The sequence below is a fragment of the Ekhidna sp. ABH4_415 genome (assembly GCF_056161305.1).
This window is the reverse complement of sequence record NZ_JBSWYW010000004.1, coordinates 157,629-176,157: the sequence shown is the minus strand read 5'-3', so window position 1 is coordinate 176,157 and position 18,529 is coordinate 157,629. Positions and strand designations below refer to the sequence as shown.

Genomic DNA, 18,529 nt, shown 5'->3' with positions numbered 1-18,529 from the left:
AGTGATGAAAATCAATGGCTGCCCTTTTATAAATCATAATAAGGACTTTATTGGAGGGCTACATTTGAAGTGGATTAAATATTATAGCCATGAAAAAGATTCTAGTACCCGTTGATTTTTCCGAAATAAGTGGTGATGCCGTTCGGTTCGCCATACAGATTGCGGAAAAGAATGATGCACATTTAACGCTGATCAACAGCGTTCATTTTGATTATTTTACTGATTATCAGTTTACCTCCTTTGCTACAGCAAAATCCATGATGGAAGAAGTAAAAGAGGCAATGGAAGCTAAAATGAAAGATTTTGTGGGTACGTTTAATACTCGTTTGAAAATCAATATGTTGATTCATGAGTCTTCATTAATTAACTCCATTAAAGAACTAGTAAAAGAAGATGGTTATGATCTGGTAGTAGTTGGAACGCATGGAGCATCTGGACTTGAGGAAGCCTTAATTGGCTCTAATACGGAAAAGGTGGTACGACATGCACAATGCCCGGTTATTTCTGTGCCAGGTCGAAGTGATGCGAATGCAGTTAAACGAATATTGGTACCAATTGATATCAGAGAATTGAAAACATCCTTCTTTAAAGAAGTTGCAGGTCTTCAAAAACAATTTGATGCAAGGTTTGAGTTTTTATGGGTTAAGACACCTCATAATATTGAGAATGAAGAGCTTGTGGGTGAGGAAATTGGAACTTTACTAGATGAGCATGGTATTTCAAACTATGAGTTCACAATCGTGAAAAATGTATTTCCATCTGATGGAATTTTGTGGCACGCAGATGATACAAAAGCAGATATGATTGCTATGCAAACACATGCACGAAGAGGTCTTTCTCACTGGTTATCTGGTAGCTTGACTGAGGATACCGTTAATCACATTAACGTGCCGGTTTGGTCATTCAAGATGGATAAGAAAGAAAAATCCATTAGCTTAAACAGTGTAAAAAATGCTCACGGAAAACCAGAGTATAAGAAAATCGAAGTTTTAACTTCTTAAAAACAAATATTATACCCTATGAAAAAGATAATTGTTCCAGTTGATTTCTCTGAGATGGCCTCACATGCGCTCAATTTCGCCATTGAGTTCAATGAAAAGGTTAAAGGGGAGATCGTACTTGTTCACGTGATTGAAATTCCCGTTGGCCATTTAAGCTTCACAGGTGAGGTCAACACCTCTGGTATGGAAGCTTTTTATACTGGGGAGTTTATCAAAGCCACACATAATAAGCTTGATGAGTGGTCCAAGCGAGTGTCTGATGCCAGCCAGGAAGTATCTATGCACATGAAATTTGGTAATGCCTTCACTAACATAAGCAAGCTCATTGCAGAGGAGAATGCCAACTGGATCATTATGGGGTCTAAGGGTTCATCCGGACTAAGGGAAGTATTTATAGGTTCAAATGCAGAGCGTATGATTCGTCATGCAACGTGTCCTGTGTTTATCATCAAAGGGGAGACTCACCTTAAAAACATGAAAAGTATGGCATATGTCTCAGACTTAAGTCAGGAACAAGACCTGATTGCAGATCATGCCAAGGATATGCAGGGACTACTTGGATTAAATATGCACCTGGTAAAAGTAAAAACACCCTACAATTGGTTGGAGGAATCGCAAGCTCAAAAACAGTTGGAGCACTTTGCTCAGAGAAATTCACTAAAAGATTATACGGTGAATACCATCGAGGCAGACTTTGCCGATGAAGGGGCCGTGAAATTTGCTGAAGAAGTAAACGCCGGACTTATAGTTATGGGAACGCATGGAAAGAAAGGAATTGCTCACATCATTGGCGGTTCCATTGCTGAAGATGTAGTAAACGAATCCAAAATCCCCATCCTCGTTTATAAGATTCTTGACTTATGATCAGATAATTTATCTATCACTATTAGAGCCTCCGCATAATGTGTGGAGGTTTTTTTATGTACTATATTCAACCTGACGGTTAAGTAATCCGTTGAACCACTCATCTGAATACATGAATCAATGAAATTCATCGATCAAAATTGATGTTTTATCAAAATACCCAAATTAGGGTATTTCAGTTAGCGGAACATTAAACTAACTTATGTAACCATTAAGAACCATTATTAACTCTAACTCACAATCTATGTATATCATGAATGCACAACAGGTCATTACCAAGTTACTTGTTCAAATGATTCTTCAGGATTCATTGAAGAATCGAGAAGAAACCAAAATATTTATTCCCTCTTCATTTGCTCACAAACTTGAAAGGGATTTGGGGATTAAAACATATAAAGACATTGAATTTGGCGGTTATCGTGTGGTATGTGGCCCATTTCATGAGCTTTTAGCTTACAATAAAGTGAAAAACGTTCAGTTGATTATGAATACCAGGGGTGATATCATCGAGCGACCAAACTGAGCTTATGTGTCATAATCAATGGATATGATCTCCATTGGTTGTGTTTCCTTTCCAAGTTGAAGAATTGCTTTATCGCCAATCTTTTTGCCGGTAATAGCTTTGGCTATGGGTGCAGTAAAGGCGATCTTGTGTTCTTTTACATCTGCTTCATCCACACCTACGAGCTGAAATGACTGTTTGCGGTTTTCCTTCGAAAACTTAAGTGTCACCTTTGCACCAAACCTCACCTCATGCATTTCACTCTCAGAGACCTCTGGCATGCGTGCGGAGTTTATACGTTCTTCCAATAAAGCCAACTTGCCTTTAGCGAGTTGCATCTTAAAGCGTTTGTCTTTCTCGTCTTCCAGCGAACGTACTTGCTCTATTTCTTCAAGCAGACTTTCTTTTTCATGTTTGAGTAAAGTCAAACCTTTCCTGGTGACGTAGTTCGGTACGCCATCTGGTAATGGAGCTCTTGGAGGTATTATAGGAGTTTCCTCCTGATTGTCTTCATTTACAAAAGCTCTGCTCATATCTTAAAATTACAAATGATAAGATAAGTAAATTCACGACCTCCGTTGTTGAGTAACATGTGGCATGAAAAGAATCAATAAGATTTCATCGTGTCACTTTTCTACCAGCTATTACCGTTAAGGAATAGTAACTCACTTGTGAGATTCCGAATTGATGCGAATGAAATTTCTAATATTGCTTGAATGGGTTGAGTGATCAGGCACTCTTATTCTGATATTGATCATTTGGATGATACTCAATGAACTTAAAAGGAAGGTCTAAGAGATCACTGTAATCCTCACCAGCTTCCAGCATGTCTTCATCGTCTTCATCATAGTACCAACGAACTATGACTTTTTTACCCTTTGCCTCCAACCTTTTGACTTCCTTCAAAATGTCGTAGATGCACTTTGAAGAGCTGGTATTAAAATATTCCATTTTAATCCTCACATCTACCTTGTCTCCATGGATGTCATTGGAAAGGGCAGAAAGAATAGGCTCATAGAACTGCATGGAGTTTTCCGGACTAGATCTACCATACATTTTAAGTACTCCTCTTGAAGGGTCTAGCAAAACTGCTGGTGTTAATCTTGTTGCTGGGAGTTTAATTGGTTTCATTTGGTTTAAGTTGGAACTTAAAAAAACAAAATTCCGATCAAATAGAAAAAGGTATTAGGTGAGCGGTAAGATTTGTTCGTTTAAAGTTCTCCATAGCTTGATTAAGAATAATTGAAATATTACAGATGCAAACTTAATCATCATGTTTGACTGTCACGTCCTTGAAAGTGCAGAATACATAATTGATTGTTCCATCCGGATTTAACTTAGGGTGAGTGTTTACCTCAAGCCAAATTTTATCATTGAGTAGGGGGCGGGATACACCCATTATTATACCAAGTTTTGTTTTGTAGTTCGTAATCGCATCAATTATTGGGAAGTCATAAGTTTCAAACTTACTGCCATCCTCATGTGTTACCTTCCAATAAGGGTCCATGGCACTATTTCCCAGAAACTGCTCTTTCGAAAGTCCCAGTAACTCATGTGCTGATCGATTACAGTCCATAGGTGCAGCATTAGCATTATAAACTCCAACCCCAACTTCCAAATCATCTATGAGCTTGTGAAAGGCTTCTTTGCTCGACTGATATGCGCTATTTAGCTCTTTTATATTTAAGTGAGGACTCATAAGAGACTTACTATCTTAATAACGTCTAAATCGTACCATACGTTTCCAACCGATCAACAGGAATAAAAAAACCATGTGCTGTTTAACACATGGTTGATACTTTGAACAAGCATGATTTAATCCAATTTTAAATGATGAACATGCTCATCTATCAAGTCGATCCTTTCCGTAATTTTGGAAACGTACTTATTTAATTCCTTTTCGATTTTTTCTACTTCCTTGTAAAATTTAGATCCACTTTGCGTGCCATATTCTTCACCAGCTTCTTCGAACTTATCACACTCTTCACTAAGGAAATTTTTAAAATTAGGAGTAGTGTATTGGGTCTCAACAGTTAGAATATCATCTATTGTAGCTTGTGCCTCCTTGTCTTTGGTGTCCTTATATTTTTCAGTAACTACCTGATATAGCACTGTATCATAATGGTGGATTTTATCCAAAAGTTCGATGGTTTCATTTCTGTATTTTTCGGAAGTACAGTAATACTTTAGGCCGGTGAATTTTCCAAGCTCATCGGCACGCTTATCCCACTTTATAGTAAGGTCATCAATGATGGCTACAATATCTTCATCTTGTGCTTGAGTGAAAAGAGCAATCATAAAGAAGAAAACAAAAAGCATTCGTTTCATGGTTATGGATTAAGTTGGTTTTTATTTTAAAATTATTCGATAAACTGATGAAAGTTGAATAAAAATGAAAAGATTAATCGGTTAAAATGATACATCTTTCGAAATATTCAATTTAAAAGCTCATTTTTATCCAAATATTCGATTACGCAGGCCTTTATTCTCTTTAGAAAAAAAATAAATCCTTTTCATAAAATAAGAAGTAGTACATTTGCAGCAGCTCGCAAAAGTTATGAGCTCTTCAGTAGTATACATGGCTCATCCATATGAGCAAAGATTTTCGTTTCAAATTGCTTCTTTCCTAAGAATTCCCTTTTAAAACGTATGATTAAGATCCTCCCAATTTAGGTTGGTGTGGTTCGTTGATTATTGAAGATGTTATTCAATGATCCATTGGTTAAATGGATGATTGTCTCAAAGCTTTCTAAGGCTAAACAATATTTAATAATTAATAACAATTAGTACAATGCAAGAAGGAACTGTAAAGTTTTTCAACACTGAAAAAGGATTTGGATTTATTACCCCAAGTAATTCTGGAAAAGATGTTTTCGTTCACATGAGCGGCTTGATCCACGAGATCATGGAAAATGACAAGGTGTCGTTTGAAGTTGAGGAAGGAAAGAAAGGCTTAAATGCTGTAAATGTTGAGCGAATCGACTAAGCATAATTATTTCCAAGAATATTAGTAATACTACAATGCAAGAAGGAAAAGTTAAATTTTTCAACACGGAAAAAGGATTTGGATTCATTACTCCTAATGGCTCCAGTGAAGACATATTTGTACATGTAAATGGCCTGATTGATGAAATCAGAGAAAATGACATGGTGCAGTTTGAAACTGAACAAGGAAGAAAGGGATTAAACGCTGTTAACGTTGAGTTGATAAACGATTAATCTCCAATAAATTTTCAATAAAAGGTGGTTTTGTATTACAAAATCACCTTTTTTAATGCTTTGTTCATAGTAATTCCAAATTTTGGATTGGGTTTTAATCCAATTAAAATTGAACTTTGATTGAGTGGTAGATTCATTTTTTGGATCAACACGTGATTGATTAAACAAAAGCATGAAAGCAGTTAAAGATGCATTTCCTTTCTTAACAAATCTTCTTGGGGATGATGCTGAACAGGTTCTTCATATTGTTCATATCACACTTGATGGATTAGAATCGAGCATTCAGGAACTGAATGACGCTATGATTACGAAGGATAGGGTTTTAGCTAGAAATACGTTGCACCGTATGCGTTCTAGTCTCGGTCATATGGCTATGAATGATTTATTGGAAATGATGCCCAGATCAAGGGATGAAGATCTTTGGGAAAGACTTCCTGTTTTTATCTACGCTTTGAAGGAAGAGTTAAAATCCCAGAAGAAAATATTGATTGATGTGGAAAGTCAGTATTAAACTGGATGTAGAGTAGGGGTTATGAATGCTATTGAAGTAATTTCACATTTCTATTGTATATCGAAACTTGTTTGCTATTTTCATAAATTGACCGCTGAAGTATTAGATTGATGACAAAACGAATCGTACTCATTGATGACGACAATACCACAAACTACCTCAATAAGTTCACTATTGAACGATCCAATGTCGTAGATGAGGTTATCACTTTTGCCTCTCCTCTAGAAGCACTTGACTACCTGAATAGCAGACCTAATGAGGAAAAGGGTGCAATGATTTTACTGGATATCAATATGCCGGTAATGAGTGGGTGGGAGCTTTTAAAGCACTATGCCACACAAAATGGGAATAAAGCGGTGGATAAGGTTGTTATGTTGACCTCATCCATTGATCCAAGGGACCAGGAATTGGCTAAAGAAAATTCACTAGTTTCAGAAATTAGACCAAAGCCTCTGTCACTTAGAACCATCAACGAATTGGTTAAGACGTTGTTGAAATAACACATTTCATAAGATTATCCCTCAGTGGTTTAAGGTTCTACTCCACTATGACTTTATAGGTCAGTATGGAGCCATTTATTTCCACATTCAGTAGGTAAATACCTGTTTCTAAGGGTACAGGTGTTTGAATGATTTGATTAATCTGTCCATTATCATTTGCCGAAAGGGATACATCATGGAGTTTAGTTCCATTGAGTAGATGCAATGTTACTGGCACGATTACATTGCTACCTATGCCAGAGAGGTTGATCCGAAAGGTGCCTTTACTTGGATTAGGATAAACGATGACATCTCGGGCCAGATTCCAGAATACTCTGATTACTTCTGAGGTAGTAGTTGTTCCATCAAAATCGGTTTGACTCAATCTATAGTAGCTTGTTCCAAAATACGGAGAAGGGTCTGTGGCTTTGTAGGTGACCTCCTGATTGCTATTACCTGCTCCATCAATTTGTTTGAATGGTTCAAACGCTACACCATCCAAAGATCGCTCTACCGTGAAGTAGTCGTTGTTGAGCTCAGAGACAGTTAGCCATTTTAGCTCCACATTATTCCCGGTGTGGTTTGCAGTAAAATATTTTAACTCTATCGGAAGCGGGCTGGGAGCGGATCCACCACCAATAGGGCTAAATGAATTTACACCCGAAACTGAGGCTGCATAAGGGTCTGAACCAGTGGCACTTATGCTGCTACCATAAACCTCCCAATCTAAGCCATTGTGGTAGCTAATAAACATATCTGTGCGGTCGAAATTGGTGAGCTCATGTGCCCCATCCCATTCAATCGTTAATGTAACATTCGATCCTCCCGCTGTGCCCTCATCTACAAACCAGGTGCGATCAATCGCATCTGATGTTTGTTGCACGCCGGATCCTATCTGTCCGCCTGAATATACCGTGGTGACCACACGTGCACAAAAATCATCCGAGGTACCTATATTGTTGATGCTCAATGGATTGTAGCTGGATGATGATGGCCCAACAGGGAAGAGTCGTGTCCCGTCACCACTACCCAGATCATTTTGACAAAGCTCACCGCTTCCGTCAGTAATTACAAATGCTGAACTTCCTCCACCGGATAGGGTAGCACTACTTTCAATCGTTAGATTGTTGTTGTTTAATGAAAGATTACCAGCAGTCAAAGTAAGTTGATTGGCAATATTGGCAGGCTGTCTTAATTCTGCCGCAGCACTTAACTTGTTCACCACTACGTTATGGAAAGTGGTGTTGGTGCTACCGGTAATGTCCTGCTCAACCGATCCGGAAAACTCTATTGTTCCGCCATTGGTTGTCAAAGTCCCATCGTTAATGAAATCGCCTTCCATCGTTAAAGTGAACCCGGCCAAATCCAGAGACGCTCCGTTTTCGATGTTCAGGATTCCAATGGTTCTGGATTGATCCAGTACCGGGTAATCGGTAAGCCCTGATGGGATCAGAATATCGCTACTTGCCACAGGTACAGAGCAAAAGCTCCAGTTGCCACCTTCATTCCAGTTAGAGTTTCCATTGCCACCTGTCCATCTGTTTTCCGCAGTTTCTGCACCAATACTGTAGAAGTTATTCGGATCACTTTGATTGTTATACTCGGTTTGTATCCAACCAGAAGACCTGACCACATCAGAAACTTTCACTTCATCTATGAGTCCATCAAACTCAATCGCGTTCCAGCGAGCTATTTCAAGGTTATTTGCAGCGGTGGTCAGTGCTGCTGTTGTGTTATCGAATAATACGCCATCATAATAAAGCTGGACAATGGTTCCATCATAAGCCAGAGCATAATGATGCCAGTTGCTTGAGCTACCACTCAAGGTAAACTCATCCGTATTTCCATTGTATTCAATGTGCCAGTTATCATTCGTGCCATTATCAGTGTGAAGAGAGAAGTCGTTTGCAATGGTGCCCCCCTGGAATACACCTCCGTCATTGAAGGCATCAACTTGTGCCCATAGCTCGATGGTTCGGGTTCCGGCACCTGTCGTTTGTGGGGCTGTACCCAGGTCGATAAAGTCATCCGTACCATCAAAGTCAAAGCTATCGCCAATCTGACCAGCTATCACGTCTGCTCCGTTCATGGTTCCGTTTGCTGTACCATCATTTGCATTACCTGTGCGATCATCCACATTGGTAGTCACACCCAGGTCATCATTAAAGTGATAAACACCCAGGTAGTTTGCATCGTAGGTGGCTGTCACGGAAGGGTCACCTCCTGCGAACGTGCAATCACCGTAATACATAAACAATTCAGTATCCGCATTGATCAGTAGGGTAGGGATTCGTATCCAGGCGATATACTCACCCATGATACCGTCATATTTTTCAATGTCAAAATCAAGTAAAGTTCCGTCGGAGAGAGCGAAGATGATGTCATATCCGTTTGCATCTTGTACTTTTCCTGACGCCTGAGCCAAATCAGTATCAATGGTGCTGAAAAGAAATGGGAAGTCAGCATGGTCACTGCTGCCTGCTACCAGGGTGTTGTCGATAGTGATCTTTTTACGGAAAGAATATGCTGTGATGAAATCAGGTCGAACGGTTATCTGTACTGTGTTTGAATAGACGATACAGGTACCATTATCTATTTCTGCCCTGAAGTAGGTCGTCGAAGTGAGGTTGCCGGTATTTAAGCTATTTGATGTGGCTCCACCTATATCCGAAAAAGCCGAATTATCGGTTGAACTTTGCCATTGGATGCTACCTGACTCTCCAGTCAGTGTGATTGAGGCACTTGTATTATAATCGATGGTGGTGTTGTTAGCAGTAGCCGTGCCACCACTGCCATTGTAATCTTCTGTGCCAAGGGAATAGAAAGCAGTTGGGTCACTCTGGTTGGTGTATTCAGTGGCAATCCAATCTGCAGAGCGGGCAGTGTTGGAAATTCTGAGCTCATCCAGCACTCCTCGGTAGCGTCTGTTACCCAATCGTCTTCCAATATAGAGTGGATTAGTATTGTCGCTCAGGATATTTCCATCTGCATTGTTGGATGCAGTCAAAATCCCATCCACGTATAGCTTTAAGCGTGGGTTAGCAGCAAGATCTGCATCGTAGGTTAGCACAAAATGATGCCAGTCTGCATCGATTGATCCATTATCGTATCTGAAATGGCCGGATCCAGTCGTTACCCGCTGATTGATCGCTGCAGGGTTGGTTCCTCCATCTGTACCCAGCATATACCTTTCCTGATTGACAGAAGGAGATTTCATAATAAAAGGAGCATCCTGAGGAACAGGTAAATAATAGCGTGCCCAGGCTTCCAGTGTCACCTGATTAGTGATGTCCGTATCTATACTTGCGCTATTCGCCACACTGATCCAACTGTCTCCATTGTTTACACCTGTAAACCCTCTTCCATGTGAGATCATACCGATTTCATCATCTGTGCTACCTGCCGAACCTTCTGTTCCATCATTGTTGTTGGTGGTTGCATCCAATAAGTTGTCCTCAAAGTGCCAGATCGCTTTATAGTTGCTATCCCACGTAGAGGTGACGGAGGGATCTGTCACCACAGTCGAATTTCCGTAATGCATGTATAGCACCGTATTTTCCGTTGTAGATACGGTCGGAACACGTACCCATGCAATGAAATTTCCTGTTCCTGCTGTATAACTTTCGATTTCATGATCCAGCTCGGTACCACCTGCATCCGTGAATTTGATATCATAGCCATTGGCATTCGTTACCTGCCCGTTGTTGGTGGTAGTTCTTAGGTCGGGATCGGTGGAACTGAAAAGCATTGGAAAGTTGGTTAGATTCGTACTGCCGCTTACCTGGTTTGGATCAATGATTACTTTCTTTCTGTAACAATACCCACTCAGGTAATCGGGCTGCACCGTAACCGTGGCAGTGGTAGAGAATGCTTCACATCCACTATCAGTTACTTCTGCCCGATAGTAGGTGGTGGCTGTTAAATTACCGGTGTTTAGCGTAGTATTTGTCTCTCCTCCAACATCGCTGAAGGTGATATTGTCTGTGGATGACTGCCATTGAATAGAGCCTCCACTTTCCTGATCGGTGAGTGTAATTGTTGTGTTGGTATTGTAATCTATTTCACTGTCGGTGGCGGTGGCTGTTCCACCGTCATGCGGATATTCTTCAATGCCCATGGTGTAGAAGGTAGAAGGGTCACTCTGGTTATTGTATTCAGTCTGTACCCATCCAGCAGTATGCGCTGCTTCGGATATTCTTAGCTCATCCAAAATGCCTTCAAAAAAACGAGTACCTGTTAAATCTGCACGGGTACCTAACAACACAGCTTCTCCTATACTGTTATCAATATTAGCTGAGAAGGCGGAGTTGAATTGCTGGGCGCCATCTACATATCCTATGACATTGGTGCCATCGTAAACCACCACGGCATACGACCATGAAGTGGTTGTCACGTTCCCTCCCTGAAAGTTATTACCGCTGTTATTGATTCTTCCGCGGAGCTGTTCATTGCTGGCGCCTGCATCATTGGTGCCTAGCAAATAGCTTTCATCGTTGTTAGCTCCCTTTAAGATAAATCCTTCGTCATTGTCTAAATCGCCTTCGGTATCTACCCATGCGCTGAGAGTGATGGTGTTGTCTGTTACACGGAGACTTACTGCATCCGGAACTGTGATGTAATCATCTGTACCGTCAAGATCGATTGCATTTCCTATTTGGCCTGCAACCAGATCTGCGGTGGTCATTGTTCCCTGAGGCTGACCATCATTGTTATTACTGGTTGCATCTAAAATAGATCCTGCCACATCCCCATTCGGATCCTCCTCGAGGTGCCATACGGCCACATAATCACTGTTCCAGGTTGCTGTTGTAGATGGGTCACCGGAAACACCTGAATTTCCATAGTACAGGTAGATGTCCGTATCCGAATTGTATGCCAAAGTAGGGATGTTCACCCAGGCTTCAAAGTCACCTGTGGTGGCCGTGTAGGAGATAATTTCATGGTTCAGTCCGGTGGTACCATCGGAAGAAGTGAATGTGATATCATAGCCATTCGCATTTTCTACGTTACCACCATTTGCTACTGTACGTAAATCCGGGTCTGACACACTGATCAATACAGGAAAATTGGTGAGGTCTACTGAGCCGCTCACCTGGTCGCTATCAATGGTGACTTTCTTGCGGTAGCAATAGCCGCTCGCAAAAGGAGGGAGGACGGTTACCGTCGCTGTGGTTGACAATACCTGACAGGAAGCAGAACCAACTTTAACCCGATAATACGTGGTTGCTGTTAGGACACCCGTGTTGAGTGTAGAACCTGTTTCACCACCAATATCCGAAAAGCTTATATTGTCTGTTGATGATTGCCACTGTAACGGGGTTGTATTTTCACCACTGAGTGTAATGGTCGTTGATTCACCAGATCTGATGGTACTCTCTGATGCTGTTGCAGCCCCTCCCTCAGGAACAGGACTACCACATTGTTCTTCAGTACCTACAGTCGTAACAAATCCAGTAGGATCATCTTCAATGTTGAATTGGGTCAAAATCCAATTGGCTGATCGGGCGACATCAGAAACACGCGCCTCCTGTAGCTGACCATTAAAGTCTCTTCCGCCTCCTGGTATATTTCCAATCGTTGGGAAGTTTGTTTCTCCCGGCTCTGCATTTAGCGTGAGGTTGTTGCCATTTAGAGCACCTGTAGCTACCTCGGTTCCATTGAGGTATACACGAACCGTGTTGTCAGCCGCGTCCCACACATATGAAGCCAGGTACCATGTCCCGGTATTGTAAGCGATCGGGTTGTCATCATCATCAACCGTCGCATCAACATCAGTTCCGCCATTATTTACGTTTGTCCTGCTTCCGATTACGCCACCAGTCTGCCTTAGCAGCCATGTTTCATCGTCTGTTCCCGTTCCCCAGCACTTCCCAAAGATCCGGTCATCCCCTGCATCATCGGGGTTAAGCCATACCTGAATGGTAAAAGCGGTCCAGTTGTCATCATCGATTGCCTGGAGTCGGATTCGATCATTCGTACCATCAAAATCTTGTGCTGAACCAAATTTCCCAGTAGTCTGTGTTGGTGTAGCGGCACTATTTCCGCTATTTGGCAGGCCTCCACCTGTACCATGAATGCCATTAGGAGAGGAATCGATAAACTCATCCGTTGTACCATTTCCAGATTCCTGCAGGTGAAGGACGGCCTGGAAATTTCCATCCCACGTGTTAGCAGAAGAGGGGTTAGCAGAAGCATCACTCTTGCCATAATACATATATATTGTTTTATCCGTAGCGTTGGTAAGATCGGCTTTAACATACCCGCGGTAAGCACCGGTACCACTGGTGTATGAGATGAGTTCATGGTCAAGCAAAGAGACACCATCATCATCGGTGAAAACAATATCATAACCATCTGTTCGGGCATTGGCCGCCAGCTGTGCATCAGATGCAAGCTCATATAAAATTGGAAAAGCTGTGTGACTTCCGCTTATCTGTGTGCCATCCAGCGTAATTTCTTTGCGATATTCATAGCCTGAAAGCCAGGTTTGAGCAGTAATAGATTGGGCCAGGAATAAAAGCACAGAAAAGAGGCATACTTTAAGCATGGAAGACAGGCGGATCATAATTATGACGGTTTATCACTTTCAATATAGTATTATTTTAAGAAAAATATTACTTTATTCGATGAATGAGAATGAATAAGCCAATTGAAGATTCTGATTGATTCACTTCAATTTGGATTAAAATACCTTTAGCTTTCAACCTTATTAAATGATTCAAATATTGTAAACGATGAAAAAGCTAACCAAAACCTTAAAATCAGTTCTAGCAATGGCATTAGCCATACTTTTCACAGCAAGCACGATTGCTTCGTGCACTGGGGGAAAACAGGCAGAAGGCGGTGAGGATCAGACAGAGGAAGCTGCTGAACCAGCTGAAGAAAGTGCAACTGAGGAGCACCCTACAGATGGAGGAGAGCACCCAAGTGGTGAGCATCCAAGCGGAGATGAAGAAGAAACTAAATCTGATAGCACTTCAACTGGTGATAGTGAGTAAGCTATCCTTAACTGGAAGTATTTTGTTTTCTCTTAAATGAAAAAATGGTCTTCACACTGGTCGGTTCCCCATTCACCTCAAGAATGGGGTAGGCCATGAAGGGGACAGATCCGGACGTAGGTCCAGGGCTAAATTCCAAATCCCTACCTTTACTCAACTCTATTCTGTTGGCAGGATGATGCCCGAAATAATAGGTAGCTAATGGTGTGTATTTGTTTGCCTCGCTGATGTCTACCGGCCACCACTTGCCTTCTGCATAAAACTCAGCCCAGCAGTGATAGCCATTTACTCCGCCTTCATTCCTTTCTGAAGGTATAGAGGCCCCTACAGCAAAACGTGCAGGGATACCCACCGATCGTGCCAAAGCAATGAATAGTGAGTGAAACTCTGTGCAATTGCCTGACTTGCTATCGCATGCATAATTGGCATCTCCGGTTCCATAAGTTCCTTGCTTGGCATATCGCATGTTGTCTATGATGTAATCATACAAAGCTCTGGCCTCCGTTAGCGGGGTGCTGGCATTCCTTTCAGTGATGGTCTCTTGGGCAATGGTTGCAAATTTGTCGGTAACTGGAATCAAGCGGGAGCCAGACAGATATGAGTCCAGGTCTATATCATTCTCTCGGTAAGGGCCTTTTTCTTCCCTAATCAAATCGTAAGTAATGGTAATTTTCTTATTACTTAGCTCGGGAGCCAATTCCATAAAAAAGATTTCGTTACCAAATTTTACTTCCTTTATGATTTGGTAGTCTGCAGGGCTATTTATATCACGGGTATTTATTTGCTGAAATCGGTCACTTTGTGCCAATGGTATCCATAACCTACCTTTTTCTATGATTTGTGGCAAAATCACTTCGTACGTAAAGGTGAACCCGTCCTGCCCTTCGATGACACCAAGGAGATCGTTGGATGCATTTTTAATTGGAACGGTGAACCATGTTTTATCTTTCGCCTGCTTCCAGGTGTAATATGGTTTACCATTGAGCTTATGCAGATTAGTGCGTGTCACCTCCATGCTGTCAGCTGTTCCACTCAAAAAGAAATCTACATCATATACATCTCCGTTAGCAGTGGCCAGATCTACACATGCAAAGAACTTATTTGGGCCTAGTACTGATAGGTATTCTGTATGTACGCGAACCAGCTTTAGATCCAGAGATGAGGTGTCTCCTTCGTAATGAAAGTATCCATTACTTTCAGCAACCTCATTATCGATATGTGCCCGGATGCCGCGATCTACATCTTCGATGCTGATCTTATTTTGCTTTGATTGTTGTTTTTCTTTGTCGGCAGGGTTGCACCCTGCAATGATGAGCGATAGACAGCAGATGCCTATCATTCGTACACTTAGTCTTTTCATGGGAGCAGCGTATGATTTGCTTACTTAGGAAAAGTAAACAATCCTTTCTTGGTTACCATGTATAGTGGAATTTAAAGTTCAAATATTATTTATGATTGACATAAGGTATTTGATTAGTACTGGAATATCAGATCATAAAAGAAACGACGACTCCTTGAGCCGCCGTATTGTCCTCTAAAATCAGAGGAGCTGCCTTGTACCTGATTCTAAATGAATGGATATTATTTTTTTATAATTCTAAATAGCTTTCGGTCCTGTTGGCTTGTTTGAATTTCAATCACGTAAATACCAGATGGACCTGGAATATTTAATTGAATCGTACTGCCGGAAATTGTTTGTGTTGTCTTTACAACTTTTCCCTGTAGGCTAAAAACCTCCACAGCCACTTTAGTATATGGATTATTAAGTTCAATGGTGATCTCTCCATCAGTTACTGTAGGGTAGAACGAAATGTGTTCATTTGAATCTGTTCCGGTAACCTCATTGCATCCTTCAACAACTACTTCAACTGCTAAACGGTTGCTTTCACATCCATCAATAGATGATGACGCGTAATAAGTACCATTTTCGAGATTAGATTGAGAATCGATGACTGTCTCTCCTGTCTCAGATGTATACCACAGAATATCTGTTCCGATAACGTCTATATCAGTTACTTTGGGGTCATCAGTCAAACAAAAGGTTTGTCTTTGTTCACCCGTAGGCCTTTCAGTATCTTTTAAAATAACTTCAACTTCGAGTCTGTCACTTTCACAGTCATTAACCGTTTGTGAAGCATAGTATTTTCTGCTTTGTAAGAAAGTAGTAGTAGCCAGAGGTGAATCTTCCTCTGCAGAATTGTACCAAAGGATATTGCTTCCTGTCACGACAAGATCGCTAATGGCTGGTTCATCGTTAGTACAAAAACTCTGAGTGATTGAACCTGTAGGTTCTTCTGTATTGGTTAAGGTAACGTATACTTCAAGTCTGCTACTTTCATAGCAACTACCTACTGTTTGTGAGGCAAAGTAGGATGTACCATCTGTTAATAAGGATTGTTCATCCAATGGGGTAGTGCTCTCAAAATCATCGTACCATTTTATTCCTTCGCCAGCCACTACAAGATCAGCAATAATTGGGTTATCTCTAAGACAGAATACCTGATCACTGGATCCTGAAGGAGGAGATGGCAGGGGAGAATCACCAGCTATTATTTCATCTTCATTCGTAATTCCATCGCAATCACAATCCTGAAGATTCCAATCACTCGACACATTTTCAATGGTCTGATTTGCAGTAAGATAGAGGCATCCATCTTGAGGGTCAGTTCCATCTAGTGCTTCTTGTTCATTCGTGACACCATCACCGTCATCATCGAATTGACAGTCCTCACTAAAGCTGGTTTGTAGATCTATATCAGTCCAGTTAGTAGTACTGTAGGTAGCATCGTCTACTTCAATACAGGTTAGGTCAGGATTATTCGAGGCATTAAAAAAATTGAAATTGGTGTTGTTTCCATTTTTGACATTAAGTCTGATTAAACTATTGCTGTAACAATACAAAGTAGTAATGGAAGGGTTTGAAGAAATATCAAGTGTTGTAAGCGCATTGTTTTGGCACGCTAGTGTAGTTAAGTCAGGATTATTTGAGACATTCAGGGTTGTGAGCAGATTAGCATCTACCGACAGACCGATTAGTTTAACGTTTTGGGAAACATCCAGAGTAGTAAGATTGTTACTGCCACATTGAAGGTTTGTTAGTTCAGTATTGTTGGATAGATCCAGATTCGAGAGTTCATTACCCGTGCAAAACAAGGTCTTCAGCAATGGGCTATTGGACACATCAAGACTCGAAAGGTTATTATTCGTACAGATTAGTGTGGTCAAAGAGGTGAAATCTTCAATTCCTGTTAGATCAGATATATTTTTATTCAGCAAACTAAGACTGGTCACTGAATTGATATTGGCTGTAGCTACCTCGTCATCAAGGATATCGTCGTACCCTAAATTGATGAGTTCTTGTTCAAAATTATCATCTGGAACGTGTGTAGTTATTCCAAATAAAGAACAATCCGCACTAAAGCTGCTTGTTCCATCTATACTAGTCCAGTTATTGGCACTCCATATGGCATCATCTACCTGAATGCAAACAAGTCCTGGGTTCCCTGTGGCATCAAATGAAGTAAAATTGATGTTATTCCCATTTTTGACATTCAAATCGATGAGCGAATTGTTTGCACAATTTAATTGTGTAAGCAGGGTATTTTGACTTACATCAATACTAGAAATTTGGTTATTCTGACATGATAATACTTCTAGAGAAATAAAATCCTCTATACCTGTCATATCCGCAATACTAAGGTTAGAAACATCTAAGCTCGTTATTGAAATGACATTGCCAAGAGGGACATAATCGTCTAACGGTCCGCTATCATATCCCAGGTCAATCAGCGCCTGCTCGAAATTGTCATCAGGAACAAATACACTACAATTTTCGCTGAAAAAAGCACCTGCATCGATATCAGTCCAGTTATCTTTACTGTAAGCGACATCATCTACTTGTATACAGGATAAGCTGGGATTACCCGTGACATCCATGTCAGTTATTGTTGTATTATTTCCGTTTTTTAGATCTAGTAATACCAGATCATTGTTATACGCATATAGTCGTTCAAGTGCAGAGTTATTGCTGAGATCAAGTTGAGTGAAGTTGTTATTGTTACATGTAAGGTTAGTAAGCAGAGTGTTGTTAGAAACGTCTAATTGGCTTAACTGATTATTATTTATTGTAATCCGAAGTAGATTTAGGTTCTGACTTACGTCAATTTGGGTCAACTGGTTATTTCGGCAATACAGATTAATCAGGTTGACATTCTGGCTCACGTCCAAACTCGTGACCTGATTAACAGCAAGTTGAATGGTTTCCAATTCTGTATTTTGAGAAATGTCCAACCCTGTTAGTTGGTTTGACTGGAGTGAAAGTACTTTTAGATCAGTATTTTGTGTTACATCTAAAGCGGTCAGACTATTGCTGTTGAGATTGAGTGAGGTCAAGTTAGGATTGTTGGTTACATCTATGGAAGAAAGATCATTTGACTGGGCATTCAAATCCCGGAGCAATGCATTAGTCGATAGATCAAGACTGGTAATTTGATTTGACCGACAGTTGAGAACAAGTAGTTTGGTATTTTGACTTACATCTAAATTTGTTAACTGATTGGTATAACAATATAAGGTCGTTATTTCTGTAAAAGCCTCAATACCAGCAAGATCAGAAATACTTTTACCAGATACGTTTAATAATCCCGTAACAGCTTCAGCATCGCTATTCAGGATATCACCGGTAAGTCCATTGCTATCAATACCCAGGTCGATGAGTGCCTGTTCAAAATTAGCATCGGGAATAGCAGTAGTTTGAGCAAAACCATAATGAGTGAACCCGAAGGTGAGGGCAAGAAATATAAATCGTAATCGTTTCATATCAAGGCAGTTTAAATGAATAAAAGTCAGGCTGTTGTCTTCAGCTATCTTTCTTCAAATATTGCTACCCTGGAATCGATTCCCACTCGAACTTAGTGGTTGACAGGTTTCTTTGAGTAATTGACACATAGACTGGA

14 protein-coding genes and 2 pseudogenes are annotated in these 18,529 nt (G+C 40.7%); 8 read left to right on the top strand and 8 right to left on the bottom strand.

The annotated features are described in order from the left end of the window. Positions 1 to 89 precede the first annotated feature (89 nt). The 3 genes from ACXAH9_RS08075 (at position 90) to ACXAH9_RS08065 (ending at position 2,388) form a co-directional block, all read left to right on the top strand. On the top strand, positions 90 to 1,001 hold the full coding sequence (locus tag ACXAH9_RS08075) for a universal stress protein (RefSeq protein WP_474894353.1): 912 nt from the start codon (positions 90 to 92) through the stop codon (positions 999 to 1,001). A gap of 18 nt (positions 1,002 to 1,019) precedes the next feature. Continuing rightward, the gene (locus ACXAH9_RS08070) at positions 1,020 to 1,865 is read left to right on the top strand and encodes a universal stress protein (protein WP_474894352.1); all 846 of its coding nucleotides are present in this window, start codon (positions 1,020 to 1,022) and stop codon (positions 1,863 to 1,865) included. A gap of 253 nt (positions 1,866 to 2,118) precedes the next feature. Continuing rightward, positions 2,119 to 2,388 carry a hypothetical protein gene (locus tag ACXAH9_RS08065; RefSeq protein ID WP_474894351.1) on the top strand — a complete coding sequence of 90 codons (270 nt, stop codon included), beginning with the start codon at positions 2,119 to 2,121 and terminating at the stop codon, positions 2,386 to 2,388. Between the two features lie 2 nt (positions 2,389 to 2,390). Here ACXAH9_RS08065 and ACXAH9_RS08060 read toward each other — a convergent pair whose 3' ends face one another. The 4 genes from ACXAH9_RS08060 to ACXAH9_RS08045 form a co-directional block, all read right to left on the bottom strand. Then, a complete protein-coding gene (locus ACXAH9_RS08060; RefSeq protein ID WP_474894350.1) occupies positions 2,391 to 2,900 on the bottom strand; it encodes a GreA/GreB family elongation factor in 510 nt (169 codons plus the stop codon). A 196-nt stretch (positions 2,901 to 3,096) separates the two neighbouring features. Beyond that, a complete protein-coding gene (locus ACXAH9_RS08055) occupies positions 3,097 to 3,498 on the bottom strand; it encodes a DUF1987 domain-containing protein (RefSeq protein ID WP_474894349.1) in 402 nt (133 codons plus the stop codon). 133 nt (positions 3,499 to 3,631) lie between these two features. After that, on the bottom strand, positions 3,632 to 4,066 hold the full coding sequence (locus ACXAH9_RS08050) for a PAS domain-containing protein (protein WP_474894348.1): 435 nt from the start codon (positions 4,064 to 4,066) through the stop codon (positions 3,632 to 3,634). Between the two features lie 116 nt (positions 4,067 to 4,182). Then, a complete protein-coding gene (locus ACXAH9_RS08045) occupies positions 4,183 to 4,695 on the bottom strand; it encodes a hypothetical protein (RefSeq protein ID WP_474894347.1) in 513 nt (170 codons plus the stop codon). A gap of 463 nt (positions 4,696 to 5,158) precedes the next feature. On the opposite strand from ACXAH9_RS08045, the gene ACXAH9_RS08040 reads away from it, so the two are divergent. The 4 genes from ACXAH9_RS08040 (at position 5,159) to ACXAH9_RS08025 (ending at position 6,597) form a co-directional block, all read left to right on the top strand. After that, positions 5,159 to 5,353, top strand: a complete 195-nt coding sequence (locus ACXAH9_RS08040) for a cold-shock protein (protein WP_474894346.1) — start codon at positions 5,159 to 5,161, stop codon at positions 5,351 to 5,353. Between the two features lie 35 nt (positions 5,354 to 5,388). Beyond that, positions 5,389 to 5,586: a cold-shock protein gene (locus ACXAH9_RS08035; protein WP_474894345.1), complete on the top strand. Its 198-nt coding sequence runs from the start codon at positions 5,389 to 5,391 to the stop codon at positions 5,584 to 5,586. Between the two features lie 172 nt (positions 5,587 to 5,758). Continuing rightward, positions 5,759 to 6,097, top strand: a complete 339-nt coding sequence (locus ACXAH9_RS08030) for a hypothetical protein (RefSeq protein WP_474894344.1) — start codon at positions 5,759 to 5,761, stop codon at positions 6,095 to 6,097. A 110-nt stretch (positions 6,098 to 6,207) separates the two neighbouring features. Then, complete coding sequence (locus ACXAH9_RS08025) at positions 6,208 to 6,597, top strand: response regulator (RefSeq protein ID WP_474894343.1); 390 nt, start codon at positions 6,208 to 6,210, stop codon at positions 6,595 to 6,597. A 37-nt stretch (positions 6,598 to 6,634) separates the two neighbouring features. On the opposite strand, the pseudogene ACXAH9_RS08020 reads toward ACXAH9_RS08025, so the two are convergent. Further along, positions 6,635 to 8,602: pseudogene (locus ACXAH9_RS08020) on the bottom strand (LamG-like jellyroll fold domain-containing protein); the annotation flags it as partial. Positions 8,603 to 8,746: 144 nt separating this feature from the next. Continuing rightward, positions 8,747 to 12,790, bottom strand: a pseudogene (locus tag ACXAH9_RS08015) (DUF2341 domain-containing protein); the annotation flags it as partial. 520 nt (positions 12,791 to 13,310) lie between these two features. On the opposite strand from ACXAH9_RS08015, the gene ACXAH9_RS08010 reads away from it, so the two are divergent. Continuing rightward, entirely contained in the window at positions 13,311 to 13,574 is a 264-nt protein-coding gene (locus tag ACXAH9_RS08010; RefSeq protein ID WP_474894342.1) for a hypothetical protein, read from the top strand. Positions 13,575 to 13,581: 7 nt separating this feature from the next. Here ACXAH9_RS08010 and ACXAH9_RS08005 read toward each other — a convergent pair whose 3' ends face one another. Together ACXAH9_RS08005 and ACXAH9_RS08000 are read right to left on the bottom strand one after the other, a co-directional pair. Continuing rightward, on the bottom strand, positions 13,582 to 14,934 hold the full coding sequence (locus ACXAH9_RS08005) for a transglutaminase-like domain-containing protein (RefSeq protein ID WP_474894341.1): 1,353 nt from the start codon (positions 14,932 to 14,934) through the stop codon (positions 13,582 to 13,584). Positions 14,935 to 15,155: 221 nt separating this feature from the next. Further along, entirely contained in the window at positions 15,156 to 18,392 is a 3,237-nt protein-coding gene (locus ACXAH9_RS08000) for a T9SS type A sorting domain-containing protein (protein WP_474894340.1), read from the bottom strand. Positions 18,393 to 18,529: the final 137 nt, after the last annotated feature.

Coding starts and splice junctions, on each gene's coding strand:
- ACXAH9_RS08045 (WP_474894347.1), bottom strand. CDS start 4,695: ATGAAACGAATGCTTTTTGTTTTCTTCTTTATGATTGCTCTTTTCACT.
- ACXAH9_RS08010 (WP_474894342.1), top strand. CDS start 13,311: ATGAAAAAGCTAACCAAAACCTTAAAATCAGTTCTAGCAATGGCATTA.
- ACXAH9_RS08025 (WP_474894343.1), top strand. CDS start 6,208: ATGACAAAACGAATCGTACTCATTGATGACGACAATACCACAAACTAC.
- ACXAH9_RS08060 (WP_474894350.1), bottom strand. CDS start 2,900: ATGAGCAGAGCTTTTGTAAATGAAGACAATCAGGAGGAAACTCCTATA.
- ACXAH9_RS08000 (WP_474894340.1), bottom strand. CDS start 18,392: ATGAAACGATTACGATTTATATTTCTTGCCCTCACCTTCGGGTTCACT.
- ACXAH9_RS08040 (WP_474894346.1), top strand. CDS start 5,159: ATGCAAGAAGGAACTGTAAAGTTTTTCAACACTGAAAAAGGATTTGGA.
- ACXAH9_RS08030 (WP_474894344.1), top strand. CDS start 5,759: ATGAAAGCAGTTAAAGATGCATTTCCTTTCTTAACAAATCTTCTTGGG.
- ACXAH9_RS08055 (WP_474894349.1), bottom strand. CDS start 3,498: ATGAAACCAATTAAACTCCCAGCAACAAGATTAACACCAGCAGTTTTG.
- ACXAH9_RS08075 (WP_474894353.1), top strand. CDS start 90: ATGAAAAAGATTCTAGTACCCGTTGATTTTTCCGAAATAAGTGGTGAT.
- ACXAH9_RS08065 (WP_474894351.1), top strand. CDS start 2,119: ATGAATGCACAACAGGTCATTACCAAGTTACTTGTTCAAATGATTCTT.
- ACXAH9_RS08050 (WP_474894348.1), bottom strand. CDS start 4,066: ATGAGTCCTCACTTAAATATAAAAGAGCTAAATAGCGCATATCAGTCG.
- ACXAH9_RS08035 (WP_474894345.1), top strand. CDS start 5,389: ATGCAAGAAGGAAAAGTTAAATTTTTCAACACGGAAAAAGGATTTGGA.
- ACXAH9_RS08070 (WP_474894352.1), top strand. CDS start 1,020: ATGAAAAAGATAATTGTTCCAGTTGATTTCTCTGAGATGGCCTCACAT.
- ACXAH9_RS08005 (WP_474894341.1), bottom strand. CDS start 14,934: ATGAAAAGACTAAGTGTACGAATGATAGGCATCTGCTGTCTATCGCTC.